Below are 14,933 nucleotides of genomic sequence, written 5' to 3' on the forward strand. Positions count from 1 at the left end.
ATTACTGCTATGATCGATTAAAAATCGGTGTTTTCATATAAATATAAACAGATATTGATAGTGAAAGCTATTATTTAGCGAAGGAATAAATGAGATACATGTTATTGTGATTCAATTAAATAACGTTATCGACTTCTTAAGTATAGGATAAATATGATTATTCTTAGAAATATGTTGGCGCATGAATATGCTGCGTATTGTGATTATTTTATTCAAGATTACAGCCAAGAAATTCATGAAAATTATGGGCATTCAATGGATATTGCTGTTCGATTGGCTGAAAAAGCGTTGCAAGATAGCTTTCCTGATGGATTGGCGAACACAACTCATCAATTAATGTGCATCGACGCCAAGGAGGGTAATGAAATAACGCATATTGGTTACCTCTGGCATGCCATTAATCAAAATGATAAATCGACGTTTATCTATGATTTTTATATTGCACAGGACTACCGATGTAAAGGATACGGTAAGCAATCAATGGATGTATTTACTTTGCAAATGCAAGGCGTAGGTATACAGGATATAAAGCTAAGAGTTGCTTTTCATAATAAGCGTGCGTTCAAACTTTATCAGGACGTTGGCTTTTTAATTACAGGCTATAACATGTCGAAGAAAATTGGAGGAGAGTAAAAGAACAATCGTTGATATTGCGATTGTTCTTTATTTATTAAAGTTTTAAATATCCCGCTCAACTTTATTGAGTAAATCCACTATTTCATCGGAAATTGGACCAATTTCTTGATAAAGTTTATCTGCACTTTCTAATTGATTGTCTTCGTGTAAATCGAGTACATCATTTATTATTTTATGTAGGCGAGCATGAGGGGCTTCAATTTGTTGAAAGTAGGTGGAATTTTTATAGGCTTTCATACCGTCGGTGTAATACCATTTGCCTAATTGGCACTCTCGATGCGAGCAGGCTTGTTCCCTTGTGATTGCCGATGTATCACCTTGTAAGAAATCCCTGATTTTTGTTTTCCAAGATAAATGCGCTTTTTTAGCTGCATCGAAATCAAACTTAGCAGCGGGTTCGCCTAGGTTGTATTGTTTAACCTGTAACTGAAGCTGGCTAGACATTTCAGTGAGTGCTTTTATTCTGACTTCTAGGTTTTCGACATTATGTGAAGTCTTGTGAGATTGCGTGCTGATTGAGGTTACATTTCGATTCATTTCTTCTGCGACACTGGATTGTTCTTCAGCTGCTGTTGCTATTTGCGTATTCATATCATTGACTGCTTCAACAGAGCTTACTATTTCAGAGAATGTTCCTTCTGTTTCTTGGATTTGCTCGACCGATTGGTGTACTTTTTCAAGTCCCTTTTCCATTGCGCTGACGGCATTATTGCTGCCTAATTGTAATTTTTCTATCATACCGCCTATTTCGACCGTGGATTGTTGAGTGCGAGAAGAAAGCGTTCTTACCTCATCCGCCACAACCGCGAAACCGCGCCCATGTTCACCTGCTCGTGCAGCTTCAATAGCAGCATTTAAAGCTAATAAATTTGTTTGATCTGCTATGCCACTTATCGCATCGGTGATATTAATAATTTGATGGCACTCTTCTGCTAATAGGTGAATGGTGTTAGAAACCTCTGAAATATTATCGGATAACTCAAGAATAGTTGAACGTGTTGAGGCTATCATTTCTTTACCGCGATTCGCAGCTTGATCAGTAGAAGAGGCAAGTGCTGAACTTTGTGTGGTATTTTCAGCTATTTCTGAAACCGTTGCGCTCATTTCATTCATGGCGGTGGCAACCAGTTCAGTTTCCATGTGTTGTTGGTTCATGCTTGATTTGGTTTGATAACTTATTTCAGATAGTACATCCGTTGCGAGCATTAAATCCTGTGATGATTCTCCAAATCTTCCTATAACCGCTTTTAATCGACCTTGAAGCATTTTAGCGGACATTAATGTGTCGCTTATTTCGTCGTTTTTAGCTATTTGAATATTTTTAGTTAAATCACCGTTGGACAATTCTTTAATGGTCTGATTTAACAGTTTGATACGTTTAATTATATTGTTATTAATAAAAAAGATAAGAGAGATGAATAATATGAAGATCCATAAGTTTGCAAGTAGATGTGCAGTATCGAGAGAAAAAAGCGTTCCATCAGTCCATTCAACACCTAATACAGAAACAAATATAAGACTGATAAATGCATTTATTTTTGTTGTAAGTTGCATTTGAGATAGTGTGCTTTCTTTTGGGAGCTTAGCTTGTGGATTATTATTTAATTTTTGGTAAAGGGTCTGAGCAGCTTCTATTTGTTTGCTTGTTGGGCAACTCCGAACGGATTGATAACCTATTTTTTGTCCATTTTCAAACACCGGCGTTACGTAAGCTTGTACCCAATAAAAGTCTCCATTTTTGCATCTATTTTTAACCATGCCTTGCCAAGGCTTATCTGCTTTAATCGTTGACCATAAATCTTCAAATGCGGCCTTGGGCATGTCTTTATGACGAACAATATTATGATTGGAATTGATAAGCTCTTGTTCGGAATAACCACTGATATTAATGAATTCGTGATTACAATATTGGATGACTCCTTTTAAGTCTGTAATTGATATCAGTGTTGCTTCTTTGGCAAACTTTTGTTCTTTTCCTGTCATATCAAGACCTCTTGTTTTAACGTGAAATTTATTCATATTAAATAGTAGCTCAATTCATTTTTTTTCTTTTATTAGTAGCAATAATATGTTGTTTTTAATATAAATTAATATCAAAAAAAGGCAGTTTTGTGCAAAACCTAAAGAGGTCAGGATGAAAATGAAAGAGATTCATCTATAGAGAACTTAGCATTGCTAGAGCATTAATATGAAAGCTAAAGGATTGGTGTTTGGAATTTTAAGGGAGGATATTTGTAAAATAAGTATCATTTATTTAAATGTTCAAAAAATAACCGAAATAATTTGCTCACTTGAAATTAATGTTTCAAACTAGGCTGCAACTTATTCTAGTAAAAAATGATGGGGCGTTACTTTCGCTTTCTACTATTACATTTTGTAATAGTTTTTGGCTATTGTTTTTATAGATATAAACAATTTTACCTATTTATAAAATTACCCCATAATTCATCACATGGATAAGCAGTAAGTATTCAATTAAGTAATTAACTATTAATTTAAAGGATAAAAACATGATCAACACAGAATTAAAACCATTTAATGCATCAGCTTTCAAACAAGGCGAATTCGTAGAAATCTCTGAGAAAGATGTATTAGGTAAATGGTCTATCTTTTTCTTTTACCCTGCTGACTTTACTTTTGTTTGCCCAACTGAACTAGGTGATGTTGCAGACCATTACGAAGAATTACAAAAATTAGGTGTTGAAGTATTTTCTGTATCTACTGATACTCACTTCACTCACAAAGCATGGCACGATAGTTCAGATACAATTGGTAAAATCAACTACTACATGGTTGGTGACCAATCAGGTGTGATTACTAATAACTTCGGTATGATGCGTGAAGGTCAAGGCCTTGCAAACCGTGGTACATTCCTTTTAGACCCACAAGGTGTTGTTCAAGCACTAGAAGTAACTGCTGAAGGTGTTGGCCGTGACGCTGAAGACCTAATGCGTAAAGTTAAAGCTGCACAATATGTAGCTGCTCACCCAGGTGAAGTATGTCCAGCTAAATGGAAAGAAGGTGAAGCGACTCTTGCACCATCTCTTGACCTAGTTGGTAAAATCTAGATTAGCATTTTCTAAATTTTAAACTACGCCAAAGTGCCTTATTTTAATTAATGAGGCACTTTAAAAATATATTTTTATTGCGATGAGAATAGATTTTTAAATGAAAGTAGTCTTTCCCAGATAGCAATCTACAAAAAATTTACAAAGGTATTATTATGTTAGAACAACAAATGAAAACCCAATTAGAAGCCTACTTACAAAATTTAAAAAGTGATGTAAATTTGGTTCTTAGTCTTGATGACAGTGAAACCGGTAGCAAATTACGTGACTTAGCAAGCGATATCGCTTCTCTAAATAATAAAGTAAAGGTTATCGATGATCCAAGTGCTAGTGCACGTAAACCAATTATGCGTGTGGTGAATCCAACGAAACAAACATCACTTGGATTTGCTGGTTTACCGATGGGACATGAGTTTACTTCGTTGGTATTAGCGCTGTTACACAGTGGCGGCCACCCAATGAAATTAGAGCCTGAAGTGATTGAGCAAATTGCTAATCTTGAAGGCGAAATGAACTTTGAGGTATTTATTTCATTAAGCTGTCAGAACTGTCCGGATGTTGTTCAGGCGTTAAATATGATGGCCGCGATTAACCCAAATATTACGATGACGATGATCGATGGCGCTGCATTTCAAGATGAAGTTGCTGAGCGTAACATCATGGCTGTACCAAGCGTTTACTTAAATGGCGAAATCTTTACTCAAGGTCGTATTTCATTAAATGAAATTCTACAAAAAGTAGATACTGGTGCATCGAAAAAACAAGCTGAAGCATTAAGTAAAAAAGAACCCTATGAAGTCTTAGTTGTTGGTGGTGGCCCAGCGGGTGCATCGGCTGCTATTTATGCGGCACGTAAAGGTATTCGTACGGGTGTGGTTGCTGAACGTTTCGGTGGTCAGGTCATGGATACCATGGCAATTGAGAACTTTATTTCTGTTAAAGAAACACAAGGGCCAAAATTAGCGGCTGCGCTTGAAGAACACGTAAAAGAATATGATGTTGATATTATGAGTGAACAAAAAGCAGATAGTGTTGTTCGTGCTGAAAAAACAGATGATGGTTATATTCATGTTGAACTTGAAAGTGGCGCAACATTAAAAAGCCGTAGCGTAATACTGTCTACCGGTGCTCGCTGGCGTGAAATGAACGTACCAGGTGAACAAGAATACCGCAATAAAGGTGTTGCTTATTGTCCTCACTGTGACGGTCCATTGTTTAAAGGCAAAAAAGTCGCTGTTATCGGTGGTGGTAACTCAGGTATCGAAGCCGCAATTGATTTGGCGGGTCTTGTTAAACATGTAACAGTATTGGAATTTGCAGATACTTTACGTGCTGACCAAGTGTTAATCGATAAAGCTAATAGTATGGGTAATATCGATATCATTAAACAAGCTCAAACAACTGAAGTAATTGGTGATGGTACGCGTGTTACTGCACTTAATTACACTGACCGAGCGAGCGGTGCAGCAAAACAAATCGAACTTGCAGGTATCTTTGTACAAATTGGGTTAGTGCCAAATAGTGAATTTTTGAAAGACAGTGGAATTGTGTTATCAGATCGTGGTGAAATTGAAGTGAATGCAAAAGGTGAAACGTCGGTTGCAGGTATCTTTGCAGCAGGTGATGTGACAACTGTTCCTTACAAACAAATTATTATTGCGATGGGCGAAGGTTCAAAAGCCAGTTTAAGTGCCTTCGAACACTTGATTCGTACGCCAGTGCCAAGCACGCAGTCGCGTAAAAAGACTAACTAGGTTTTAAACCAATACTTTTTTGTCGGAAGTATTGGTTTTTTTTACCTCATTATTTGATAGTAAAGTTGTTATACCAATTGTATTAAGTATGTGATCTAAATTTTGCGCTGGAAAAATGGTTTAGTTTGAGGCGAAAGTTGATGTAAATGGTTGTTCCCTTAACGAAACTTTCAACAAAGAAATAAATTATTTTAACCAGCAAAATAGATCAGCTAATTATTACGATTGGTATTCATCAATTTTATTATCAGATGATGAGGTTTTTTATTTATTGAAGGTCATAAAAAATCCACTTATTAATAAGTGGATTTAGTTTTTGATCGAATCATATTTAATTGTATTACTCGCTTTCATTTGCTTTGTAATTGTAATCAACATTGACTAATGCTTTATAGTTGACTTCACCAGGTGCATTTGAATATTCACTGACAGTTACTTTTGAGCTATTAATGGTGATATCACGAGCGAAACCTTCGTCATAAAGTGATAACTCTTTACGTAGCTCACCGTTACTCATGGTTTTTAAATTATCGACAATATCAAAGCCCGCATTATAAGCATCTGCTTTAGTTTGATATGTACCCGTTGAAAAATGAGAGTTGCTTTCTTCAATAACCGTTGATGCAAAAGCGGTTGAACTTAACAGGATGCTAGCAGCTGCGATAGTTAATAATTTTTTCATAGTCTTTCCTTATTCAAATTAAAAGAGTGTTAGTTGATAAGGAGAATGTTACGCTTTACTTTATGTGATGTACGTCAATTAATGTAAAGATTGTGTAAAAACAGTGTGACAAACTTAATTGTTTAAGAATGCGTTATTGAATAGGTCGGAATAGGAAATTTTGTAATGCGGTTTGTTACGAAAAAGAGATAAAATTGATTTTATATCTCATTAGGTTCAATATTTACAACATTAAATAAACCGTGTTGCTGGTGACTGATTAAATCTTCAATGGAGTATTCTTTCAGTACGTCTAAAAATGCGAATGTTGCTTTATTGATAATGCCCTTTAATTGGCATGAGCTTTGTAAATAACAGTTATGACTTGCACAATCGACGACGTCAATATCACCTTCTAATAACGAAACAACGTCACTTATTTTTATGTCGATAGGTTTTTTTGCTAATAAAAAACCACCGCCTTTCCCACGACGGGTTTCAATAATGTTACCCTTACCGAGTTGATGGATGACTTTTACTACACTGTTTTTTGGAAGTTGGTAAGTGTTAGCGATTTCATCAATGCTGGCTAGGTATTTTTCAGGTTTATTTGCTAGAAAAATTAACACCTTGAATCCATAATCCGTCAGTTTGGTTAATTGCATTTAATTTTCCTTTCTAATCCTGATACTTTTGCCAAACAGAATTGACAGTGTCTAAACATATATATAATATACATGTTATAAACATGCATTACAAATACATGTTAAAACGAATTAGTATGGAGTGATACAAATGTCCGTAGAAGTAGAAGTAGAAGTAGAAGTAGATAATGCAATTAATAGGCAATATGAAGCCGGTTTTGTCTCTCCTATCGCATCAAGTACGTTAGCGCCTGGGTTGTCCGAAGAAACTATTCGCACTATCTCTGCGATCAAAAAAGAACCTGAGTGGATGCTTGATTGGCGACTAAAAGCTTATGCTGCATGGCTAAAAATGGATGAGCCTGATTGGGCTAAAGTAGATTTTCCACGTATCGATTTTCAGGCCATTTCTTACTACTCTGCACCAAAGAGTTTAGAAGATGCGCCGAAGAGTTTAGATGAAGTCGATCCTGAGTTAATTGATACTTATAACAAACTGGGTATTCCTCTTGAAGAGCAAAAAATGCTCGCAGGTGTGGCTATCGATGTCGTATTTGATTCGGTATCCGTGGTAACCACCTTTCGTGAAAAATTAAAAGAATCCGGTGTTATTTTCTGTCCAATTTCCGAAGCAATTCGTGAATATCCAGAATTAGTTAAAAAATACCTGGGTAGTGTTGTCTCTCAAACCGATAACTTTTTTGCGGCACTTAACTGTGCGGTATTTACCGACGGTTCTTTCGTTTATATTCCTAAAGGCACTAAGTGCCCGATGGAATTATCGACTTACTTCCGTATCAATGAACAAAATACGGGACAATTTGAACGTACTTTAATTGTTGCCGATGAAGGCAGTCAAGTAAGTTATCTAGAAGGGTGTACGGCACCTCAACGTGATGAAAACCAGTTGCATGCAGCTGTGGTTGAATTGATTGCGATGGATGATGCTGACATTAAATATTCGACGGTACAAAACTGGTATCCGGGCGATGAAAACGGAAAGGGCGGTATCTATAACTTCGTGACTAAACGCGGGATCTGTCATGATCGTGCGAAGATCTCGTGGACGCAGGTAGAAACCGGGTCATCTATTACTTGGAAATATCCAAGTTGTATTTTGAAAGGTGATAATAGTGTGGGGGAATTTTACTCCGTTGCGCTAACTCGTGGCATGCAGCAAGCTGATACGGGTACCAAGATGATTCATTTAGGTAAAAATACTAAATCAACGATTATTTCAAAAGGTATCTCCGCAGCTCGCAGTAATAATAGCTACCGTGGCTTAGTTTGGATTGGTCCAAGTGCAGAAAGAGCAAGAAATTACACTCAATGTGATTCTTTATTAATTGGTACTGAATGTGGCGCACATACATTCCCTTATGTCACTAGTCGTAATCCATCGGCCACCGTTGAGCATGAAGCAACGACATCCAAGGTTTCCGATGATCAATTGTTTTTATGCCAACAGCGTGGGATTGAGACAGAAAAAGCCGTTTCCATGATTGTTAATGGCTTCTGTAAAGATGTGATTAAAGAGCTCCCAATGGAGTTTGCAGTGGAAGCACATAAGTTATTGGAAATAAGCCTAGAAGGCTCGGTAGGATAAAAGAGGTATAGACATGTTAAAAATTGAAAATCTACACGCATCGATCGATAATAAAGAAATTTTAAAAGGCTTGAATCTAACCATTAATCCTGGCGAAATCCACGCAATTATGGGGCCAAATGGCTCAGGAAAAAGTACAACCGGTTATGTACTATCAGGCCGAGAAGGTTATGAAGTAACGTCTGGTGCCGTTAGCATTCATGAACAGGATCTATTAGAACTATCCGTTGAAGAACGAGCTAAAGCCGGCCTTTTCCTTGCTTTCCAATATCCGATTGAGTTACCTGGCGTTAGTAATATGACGTTCCTTAAAGCGGCGGTTGATAGTCATCGAGCAGATAATAATTTACCAGAAATGAGCGCACGTGAGTTTTTGCAAGAAGCTAAAGCTGCCTGCCAGCAGGTAAAACTTCCGATTGAATTTCTAAAGCGCGGTGTTAATGAAGGTTTTTCTGGTGGTGAAAAGAAACGCAATGAAATATTGCAAATGCTACTGATTAAACCAAAACTCGTTATTCTTGATGAAACGGACTCAGGTTTAGATATCGACGCATTACAATTGGTTGCAGATGGCGTAAATAGCCAGCGTTCTCCAGATCGTAGTTTTATTGTGATCACCCATTATCAGCGTTTACTTGATTATATTAAACCGGATTTTGTACATGTATTGTACAAGGGAAGAATCATTAAAAGTGGCGATGCATCATTAGCTAAAGAGTTAGAGTTAAAAGGCTATAGCTGGCTTACCGATGGTGAGGAGTCTTAATATGGAAAATTGGCTAAAACGTACGCTTGAAAATTATCAACCGGTAAACGATTGGCTAGCCAGTAAACGTAAATCCTCTTTAGTGGCGCTTAAAAATAAATCATGGCCAACCCGTAAAACTGAAGCGTGGAAATATACTCCGGTTACTGCTATTGAAAAAAGTGATTTTGAGCTAGGTGGAACGATACCATCTACTCAAGAAGCGGGGCTGCCTGAGCTAGAAACAATTGATATTGTATTTGTAAATGGTCAAGTGAGTCAGTTGCCTGAAAATTTACCCGAAGGTGTGACTATTTCTTCTTTAGAAAATGCATCAGCCAATGAGCAGCAATGGGCCCTAGCACAATTTAATCATATTAAACCTGAGTCTCATTATTTCGGTTTAGTGAATGATGTATTAGCATCTGCAGGTGTATTAATTAATATTGCTGCGGATTATAAATTAGCGAGTCCAATTCGACTTGTTAATCGAATGACTGATAATCAAGAAGCACATTGCCGTAATTTAGTGCGATTAGGTAAAGGATCTGAAGCGACAATTATTGAGCATTCAATTGGTGACGATTCTTCTTTTAATACGCATGTTAGCGAATATGATATCGATGAATATGCGGTGTTAACGCATTACAAGTTAGCGACGCAACAGCGCGAAGCGATTAGTATTAATGGCTGCCATTTTAATCTCCAGAAAAACAGTAAACTATTAAGTTACTTAATTGGATTTGGTAGCAAATTGACCCGTCTTGATTACGATGTTAAACACTTGGGCAGAGACAGTTATGCCTTGCTTAATGGTTTCTATTTAACGGATGCGAAAGAGCATTTTGATCTGCATAGTAATTTTGAACACACTAGCGTTAATGGAATTACCAAAACACGTACCAAAGGGCTTATTGCCGGTGAATCTCATGCAGTATTCAATGGACGTATTCATATTCATCCTGGTGCCCCTAAAACAGCGGCTGAAATGAATAATCGTAATTTATTACTTTCTCATAAAGCCGAAATTGATACTAAGCCTGAACTTGAAATTTATACCGATGATGTGCAGTGTGCGCATGGTGCAACTATTTCTCAAATTGATCCTGAAATGCTGTATTACATGACGTCACGTGGGATAGATCATATGCGTGCTCTTGAAATACTCAATTTTGGTTTTGTTAATGAAATGCTCGAAGAATTACCACATCCAAGTATTGGTGAGTGGCTAGCGTTAGCAACCGGTGAACGTTTGAAAAAGGTAGAACTTAATGGCTAACAATGAGGTTTTTTCGGTTGAACAAATTCGTGCGCAATTCCCATTGTTGCAGCCTTCTGAATCAAAGCAACCCGCACTTGTGTACCTAGACAATGCAGCGACGACACAAAAACCGCAGGCGGTGATTGATGTATTAGTGGATTACTACACTGGTTACAATTCAAATGTTCATCGCGGTGCACATCGTTTAGCCGATCAAGCCACAAATGCCTTTGAAGGTGCACGTAGCACCATGGCTAGTTTTATTAATGCGCCTCAAAAAGAAGAAGTTATTTGGACAAGAGGAACAACCGAAGGGATTAATATTATTGCTAACGGTATCGTTAAATGGTTAAAACCCGGCGACGAAGTGTTAGTGACTGAATTAGAGCATCATGCAAATTTAATTCCTTGGCAACAAGCCTGTGAAAAATCAGGTGCAACCTTAAAAATTGCTCCGATTAATGAACTGGGCGAAATTGATCTGGATAAGTTTCAAGCACTACTTAGTCCACAGACGGTAATGGTTGCTTTTTCGCATGTATCTAATGCGCTGGGTACCGTAAACCCGATAGTTAAATTAACTAAAATGGCAAAAGCAGTGGGGGCTTGGGTGTTGGTGGATGGTGCGCAGGGGATTGCTCATCAACCCGTTGATGTTCAAGATATCGGTTGTGACTTTTATGTATTCTCTGGACATAAAATGTTTGGTCCAACGGGGATTGGCGTACTTTGGGGAAAATCATCTTTATTGTTAGATTGGCCCGTATGGCAAACCGGCGGAGAGATGATTTCTCATGTTACCTATCAAACCGCAGAGTGGAATACGTTACCCTATAAATTTGAGGCTGGTACACCCAATATTGCAGGTGCGATTGGTGTGGCTGCTGCCGCAAAATGGTTAATGGACATTGACTATGAAGCTCGTCATCAATATGAAGCGGAATTACTTAAATATGCAACCTCTGAAATTTTAAAAATTCCAGGTGTTAATGTCATTGGGCAAGCCAAACAAAAAGCGGGAGTATTAAGTTTTACACTAGACCAAGTGCATTCTTCTGATATCGGTTTTATGCTTGATCAACAAGGTGTCGCGATTCGCTCAGGGCACCATTGTGCAGAGCCATTAATGGAACGTCTTGGACTTTCTGGCACGGCGAGGGCTTCCTTCTCGCTTTATAATACACGTGAAGATGTGGATTGTTTTATCGATGCCTTAAGTAAAGCAAAAGCGATGCTTTGTTAGATAAAATCGAAGGTAAATCATGCAAAAAATAGTAACCCTTAATCGCGATTGTCCAGTAAGACGTGTGCCTACTGGTGAAGTCGCCGTACTAAATAAGAATGAGTTTGTTAGTATTACTCAGAGTATGGGCGGCAATTATACGGTAACATGGCAAGGGAATATGTACCGTATTGATGGTTGTGATGCCGATGCGATTGGTCAGGAAAGTGTTCATATTGATTTTGAAGACGATGGGTCTGGCAAGGTTAATACTGACCAAATTTGGAAAGCGCTCGATACTATCTACGATCCCGAAATCGCGATCAGTTTAGTGCAACTTGGATTAATCTATAATGTCGATGTGATCCCTGAATCCGGTGAAGTATTGGTGAAAATGACTTTAACTGCGCCTGGTTGTGGCATGGGGCCGGTACTCGTTGGGGATGTTGAATCACGATTACTACGTGTGCCGAATGTTAAAAAAGTCCATGTAGATATTGTGTTTGATCCGCCTTGGCATAAAGATATGATGAGCTTGGATGCACAATTGGAATCTGGATTAATTTTTTAAGGAGATAAAATGACTTACCCGACGACTGCTGAAATCTTAGATGATTTTGAATTCTTTGACGATTGGCAGGAACGTTATCAATATATTATTGATCTTGGTAAAAGCTTGCCTGAGATGCCTGAATCATTAAAGGTACCTGCTAATTTAATCCGTGGTTGCCAAAGCAATGTATGGTTATCAACGAATATCCAGGACGGTAAATTACAATTACAGTTAGATAGTGATGCCATTATTGTTAAAGGATTACTGATTCTGGTATTGGCTGCATTTAATGATAAGACCGCCAGTGAAATTATTGCCTTTGATGTTGATGATTACTTCTCTCGATTAGATCTTTTCCGTCATCTTAGTCCGACACGAGGTAATGGTGTGCGTGCTGTTGTTAGTAAAATAACGGAAATTGCGACTGAACAATAAGCAATGAATACGGGAAATGATATTGCCCTTGAAAAGGTGAGATGATTTTATACCAATCGTAATAATTAGCTGATCTGTTTTAGTAATAAAATGGTTTCTTTCTTTGTTAAAATTGTCCTAAAGAAAACAACCATTTATATAAATTTCGCCTCACACTAAACTATTTTCTAGTGCAAAATTTAGATCACATATTTACTACAATTGGTATTACTTATCTCGTTGACATGTCGTTAACTAATCAAAGTGTAAGTTGTGTTTACCATGCGATGCTTTGACTTTCAGGTAACTTTCATTACCATCCTTAAGGTGTGTTTTTGTCTCAACCACTTCACTGATTTTCATGCCTAACTCTCTTAACTCATTCACTTTTTTCGGATTGTTCGTGATTAGGCGGATTTCATCAACACTGAGTGCTTTTAGCATTTGAGCGGCTTCACTAAAATTACGAAGATCATCCGGAAAACCAAGGTGGTTATTCGCTTGATAAGTATCCATTCCTGCCGTTTGTAGCACATAGGCATCAATTTTATTGTATAAGCCAATGCCTCGACCTTCTTGGCGAAGATATAAAATAATCCCGCCTTGCTCGCCCATTTTTTCAATGGTTTCATTTAACTGTTCACCACAGTCACAACGAGATGAATGAAAAACATCACCGGTTAAACATTCTGAATGCATACGCACTAATGGCGTTGCTTTTTTATCTGCGTTTTTGAAAATAACAGCAACATGTTCTTTGCCTGATTCTAGGCCGCTAAAGGAAAGTAGTTCTGCTGGAATATTACTTTTTAATCCGACTTTAAAAGGTACTCGTGCCCTTACATTAACCATTTTAATCCTAAGTACTGATATTAAATCCTCGAAAATAAGAGCATTTAATAAATTATTATAATCGAACTATTATACCTTATTTGGTATCCATTACCATTTAAGATGCAAAATCAGGTGACCCATTCAAAGACCAAGACCGCGTGTTACCTTCGATAACGGCTTGTTCTTTGCTTTATATTGCACCTTGTTTTGGCCTCCGAAAAAAACATTTCGGATGGCAGAGGAGAGATTGGATTTATGCTTTGAATCGAGATCAAATCCTTATTGTTTTTAACTAGTTGTTTACCACTGGGCTAACTTCTTGAATTTTAAAATCAGCAAAGTCGACCTCATCCTGTTCATTGAGTTCATTTGCCTTAATTAAAGATCGATAAATTCCCCATTTGGGACGTATAAAATTACTGTAGCCACTACTGGAGGCTGCTCGCCACATTTCTATATCGGGTTGATAAATCTTAATAAAGGGGGCATCTTCACCCAGTATTTTAAGGGTAAGATACAAACGACCATGTTCACTATAGTTAGCGCGTACAAAGGCTTCAATCCATTTTCCACGAAGCGATTCCCAACTTATTCCCATGCTACCGGTATGCGCTAGGGTATGCTTACTGGTTTTTTTACCATCAGCTTGATAATCCGAGTGGCGAATTTCTAATCCTGGTGTTGAATTTTTGGTATTGGCGGTAATGGTTAATAGTGGTGTATTAATTTCTCCCTTTCCGACGGCTTTTAATTGAAATAAGTGGGTAAATTTTTTAGTTACGGCTAAATTATCACCGAGTTTAAATTTCCAGCTGTATTCAAAGGTCGTGTTTTTTATCCCTTTTAACGCATTTTCTGATCCGCCATAGACTTTTATTTCGTTTCTTTGTCTATCTGTTTTATTGATCTTATCCCGGTCTTTATCTAAGTCGCGATGTATTAAGAAAATAAAATAATTTCCGACGACAGTATCGGATCCCTCTTGAATATGCGGCGTTCCCTGATGATTCACTTTACCGTATAAATCCGGCGCTTCTATTGAGTTGAATCCAAATGCTTCTTGAATTAAATGGTAAGCAGATTCACCCTCTACACCGTCTGAATTAAGGGATGTTGAACTGAGTACCTTGTAGGTTCCTGTTTCATCAATGGTTTGTGTTGGTTCAGAGTCATCGCTATGACTGTCGGAGGAGAACAGTGATAGAGGGAGTAGTATAAAAGCGGTAAAAATAATTTTTGGAAATTGCAGCATCATGCTAACTCATTGAATAAATGGATTAACATGATAGGTTAAAAGCAGCAGAATAAATGTGACTTATACCCGTTACCATTCAAGATGCAGAAATCAGTAAGACGAGAGGTGAGCAGATTCTAGGCATAAAGGTGAAGATCTAACGGGTTAAATCGAGACTTTATAACAACGAAGATGTTTGCCTCTCGTCTTGCCCTGCGGGTCACGAGCTCGTTTCTTATAAACCATGGCAATACTGCGTTATAACATTCGATAAGGACTAGCCATTAAAGATGTAAAGTCT

Annotated in this window: 14 protein-coding genes; 9 read left to right on the top strand and 5 right to left on the bottom strand. The window is 37.6% G+C overall.

Features of this window, described 5'->3' with window-relative positions; genetic code table 11:
* Window positions 1-153: 153 nt before the first annotated feature.
* Window positions 154-633 (top strand): GNAT family N-acetyltransferase, encoded by a 480-nt coding sequence (locus ACR30L_RS02445; protein ID WP_435236460.1) that lies wholly within the window; start codon window positions 154-156, stop codon window positions 631-633.
* 45 nt (window positions 634-678) lie between these two features.
* Here the strand turns inward: ACR30L_RS02445 and ACR30L_RS02450 are convergent, their stop codons facing one another.
* The gene (locus ACR30L_RS02450) at window positions 679-2,655 is read right to left on the bottom strand and encodes a methyl-accepting chemotaxis protein (protein ID WP_435236461.1); all 1,977 of its coding nucleotides are present in this window, start codon (window positions 2,653-2,655) and stop codon (window positions 679-681) included.
* Between the two features lie 491 nt (window positions 2,656-3,146).
* Between ACR30L_RS02450 and ahpC the strand changes: the two genes are divergently transcribed.
* Both ahpC and ahpF read left to right on the top strand, forming a co-directional pair.
* The gene (gene ahpC / locus ACR30L_RS02455; protein WP_435236462.1) at window positions 3,147-3,704 is read left to right on the top strand and encodes an alkyl hydroperoxide reductase subunit C; all 558 of its coding nucleotides are present in this window, start codon (window positions 3,147-3,149) and stop codon (window positions 3,702-3,704) included.
* 155 nt (window positions 3,705-3,859) lie between these two features.
* On the top strand, window positions 3,860-5,458 hold the full coding sequence (gene ahpF, locus ACR30L_RS02460) for an alkyl hydroperoxide reductase subunit F (protein ID WP_435236463.1): 1,599 nt from the start codon (window positions 3,860-3,862) through the stop codon (window positions 5,456-5,458).
* A gap of 340 nt (window positions 5,459-5,798) precedes the next feature.
* On the opposite strand, the gene ACR30L_RS02465 is transcribed toward ahpF, so the two are convergent.
* Window positions 5,799-6,140 (bottom strand): DUF3316 domain-containing protein, encoded by a 342-nt coding sequence (locus tag ACR30L_RS02465; protein ID WP_435236464.1) that lies wholly within the window; start codon window positions 6,138-6,140, stop codon window positions 5,799-5,801.
* 200 nt (window positions 6,141-6,340) lie between these two features.
* Window positions 6,341-6,784, bottom strand: a complete 444-nt coding sequence (locus tag ACR30L_RS02470; protein ID WP_435236465.1) for an RrF2 family transcriptional regulator — start codon at window positions 6,782-6,784, stop codon at window positions 6,341-6,343.
* Between the two features lie 130 nt (window positions 6,785-6,914).
* On the opposite strand from ACR30L_RS02470, the gene sufB reads away from it, so the two are divergent.
* Genes sufB through ACR30L_RS02500 form a run of 6 tightly spaced genes read left to right on the top strand, consistent with a single transcriptional unit; the run spans window position 6,915 to window position 12,585 of the window.
* The gene (gene sufB / locus ACR30L_RS02475) at window positions 6,915-8,369 is read left to right on the top strand and encodes a Fe-S cluster assembly protein SufB (protein ID WP_435236466.1); all 1,455 of its coding nucleotides are present in this window, start codon (window positions 6,915-6,917) and stop codon (window positions 8,367-8,369) included.
* A 13-nt stretch (window positions 8,370-8,382) separates the two neighbouring features.
* On the top strand, window positions 8,383-9,135 hold the full coding sequence (gene sufC, locus ACR30L_RS02480; RefSeq protein ID WP_435236467.1) for a Fe-S cluster assembly ATPase SufC: 753 nt from the start codon (window positions 8,383-8,385) through the stop codon (window positions 9,133-9,135).
* A gap of 1 nt (window position 9,136) precedes the next feature.
* Entirely contained in the window at window positions 9,137-10,393 is a 1,257-nt protein-coding gene (gene sufD / locus ACR30L_RS02485) for a Fe-S cluster assembly protein SufD (protein ID WP_435236468.1), read from the top strand.
* A complete protein-coding gene (locus tag ACR30L_RS02490; RefSeq protein WP_435236469.1) occupies window positions 10,386-11,618 on the top strand; it encodes an aminotransferase class V-fold PLP-dependent enzyme in 1,233 nt (410 codons plus the stop codon). The genes sufD and ACR30L_RS02490 overlap by 8 nt, the downstream gene beginning before the upstream one ends.
* Window positions 11,619-11,634: 16 nt before the next feature.
* On the top strand, window positions 11,635-12,168 hold the full coding sequence (sufT, locus tag ACR30L_RS02495; RefSeq protein ID WP_435237863.1) for a putative Fe-S cluster assembly protein SufT: 534 nt from the start codon (window positions 11,635-11,637) through the stop codon (window positions 12,166-12,168).
* Between the two features lie 9 nt (window positions 12,169-12,177).
* Window positions 12,178-12,585 carry a SufE family protein gene (locus ACR30L_RS02500; RefSeq protein ID WP_435236470.1) on the top strand — a complete coding sequence of 136 codons (408 nt, stop codon included), beginning with the start codon at window positions 12,178-12,180 and terminating at the stop codon, window positions 12,583-12,585.
* 234 nt (window positions 12,586-12,819) lie between these two features.
* On the opposite strand, the gene ACR30L_RS02505 is transcribed toward ACR30L_RS02500, so the two are convergent.
* Together ACR30L_RS02505 and ACR30L_RS02510 are read right to left on the bottom strand one after the other, a co-directional pair.
* Window positions 12,820-13,416 (bottom strand): GTP cyclohydrolase II, encoded by a 597-nt coding sequence (locus tag ACR30L_RS02505; protein ID WP_435236471.1) that lies wholly within the window; start codon window positions 13,414-13,416, stop codon window positions 12,820-12,822.
* Window positions 13,417-13,690: 274 nt separating this feature from the next.
* Complete coding sequence (locus ACR30L_RS02510) at window positions 13,691-14,653, bottom strand: hypothetical protein (protein WP_435236472.1); 963 nt, start codon at window positions 14,651-14,653, stop codon at window positions 13,691-13,693.
* Window positions 14,654-14,933: the final 280 nt, after the last annotated feature.

The sequence above is a fragment of the Psychromonas saccharinae genome (assembly GCF_051201515.1).
Lineage (GTDB): Bacteria > Pseudomonadota > Gammaproteobacteria > Enterobacterales > Psychromonadaceae > Psychromonas.

What these genes read in the sequence shown, in the direction of transcription:
- ACR30L_RS02445 (WP_435236460.1), top strand. Translation starts at nt 154, where the DNA reads ATGATTATTCTTAGAAATATGTTGGCGCATGAATATGCTGCGTATTGT.
- ACR30L_RS02450 (WP_435236461.1), bottom strand. Translation starts at nt 2,655, where the DNA reads ATGAATAAATTTCACGTTAAAACAAGAGGTCTTGATATGACAGGAAAA.
- ahpC (WP_435236462.1), top strand. Translation starts at nt 3,147, where the DNA reads ATGATCAACACAGAATTAAAACCATTTAATGCATCAGCTTTCAAACAA.
- ahpF (WP_435236463.1), top strand. Translation starts at nt 3,860, where the DNA reads ATGTTAGAACAACAAATGAAAACCCAATTAGAAGCCTACTTACAAAAT.
- ACR30L_RS02465 (WP_435236464.1), bottom strand. Translation starts at nt 6,140, where the DNA reads ATGAAAAAATTATTAACTATCGCAGCTGCTAGCATCCTGTTAAGTTCA.
- ACR30L_RS02470 (WP_435236465.1), bottom strand. Translation starts at nt 6,784, where the DNA reads ATGCAATTAACCAAACTGACGGATTATGGATTCAAGGTGTTAATTTTT.
- sufB (WP_435236466.1), top strand. Translation starts at nt 6,915, where the DNA reads ATGTCCGTAGAAGTAGAAGTAGAAGTAGAAGTAGATAATGCAATTAAT.
- sufC (WP_435236467.1), top strand. Translation starts at nt 8,383, where the DNA reads ATGTTAAAAATTGAAAATCTACACGCATCGATCGATAATAAAGAAATT.
- sufD (WP_435236468.1), top strand. Translation starts at nt 9,137, where the DNA reads ATGGAAAATTGGCTAAAACGTACGCTTGAAAATTATCAACCGGTAAAC.
- ACR30L_RS02490 (WP_435236469.1), top strand. Translation starts at nt 10,386, where the DNA reads ATGGCTAACAATGAGGTTTTTTCGGTTGAACAAATTCGTGCGCAATTC.
- ACR30L_RS02500 (WP_435236470.1), top strand. Translation starts at nt 12,178, where the DNA reads ATGACTTACCCGACGACTGCTGAAATCTTAGATGATTTTGAATTCTTT.
- ACR30L_RS02505 (WP_435236471.1), bottom strand. Translation starts at nt 13,416, where the DNA reads ATGGTTAATGTAAGGGCACGAGTACCTTTTAAAGTCGGATTAAAAAGT.
- ACR30L_RS02510 (WP_435236472.1), bottom strand. Translation starts at nt 14,653, where the DNA reads ATGATGCTGCAATTTCCAAAAATTATTTTTACCGCTTTTATACTACTC.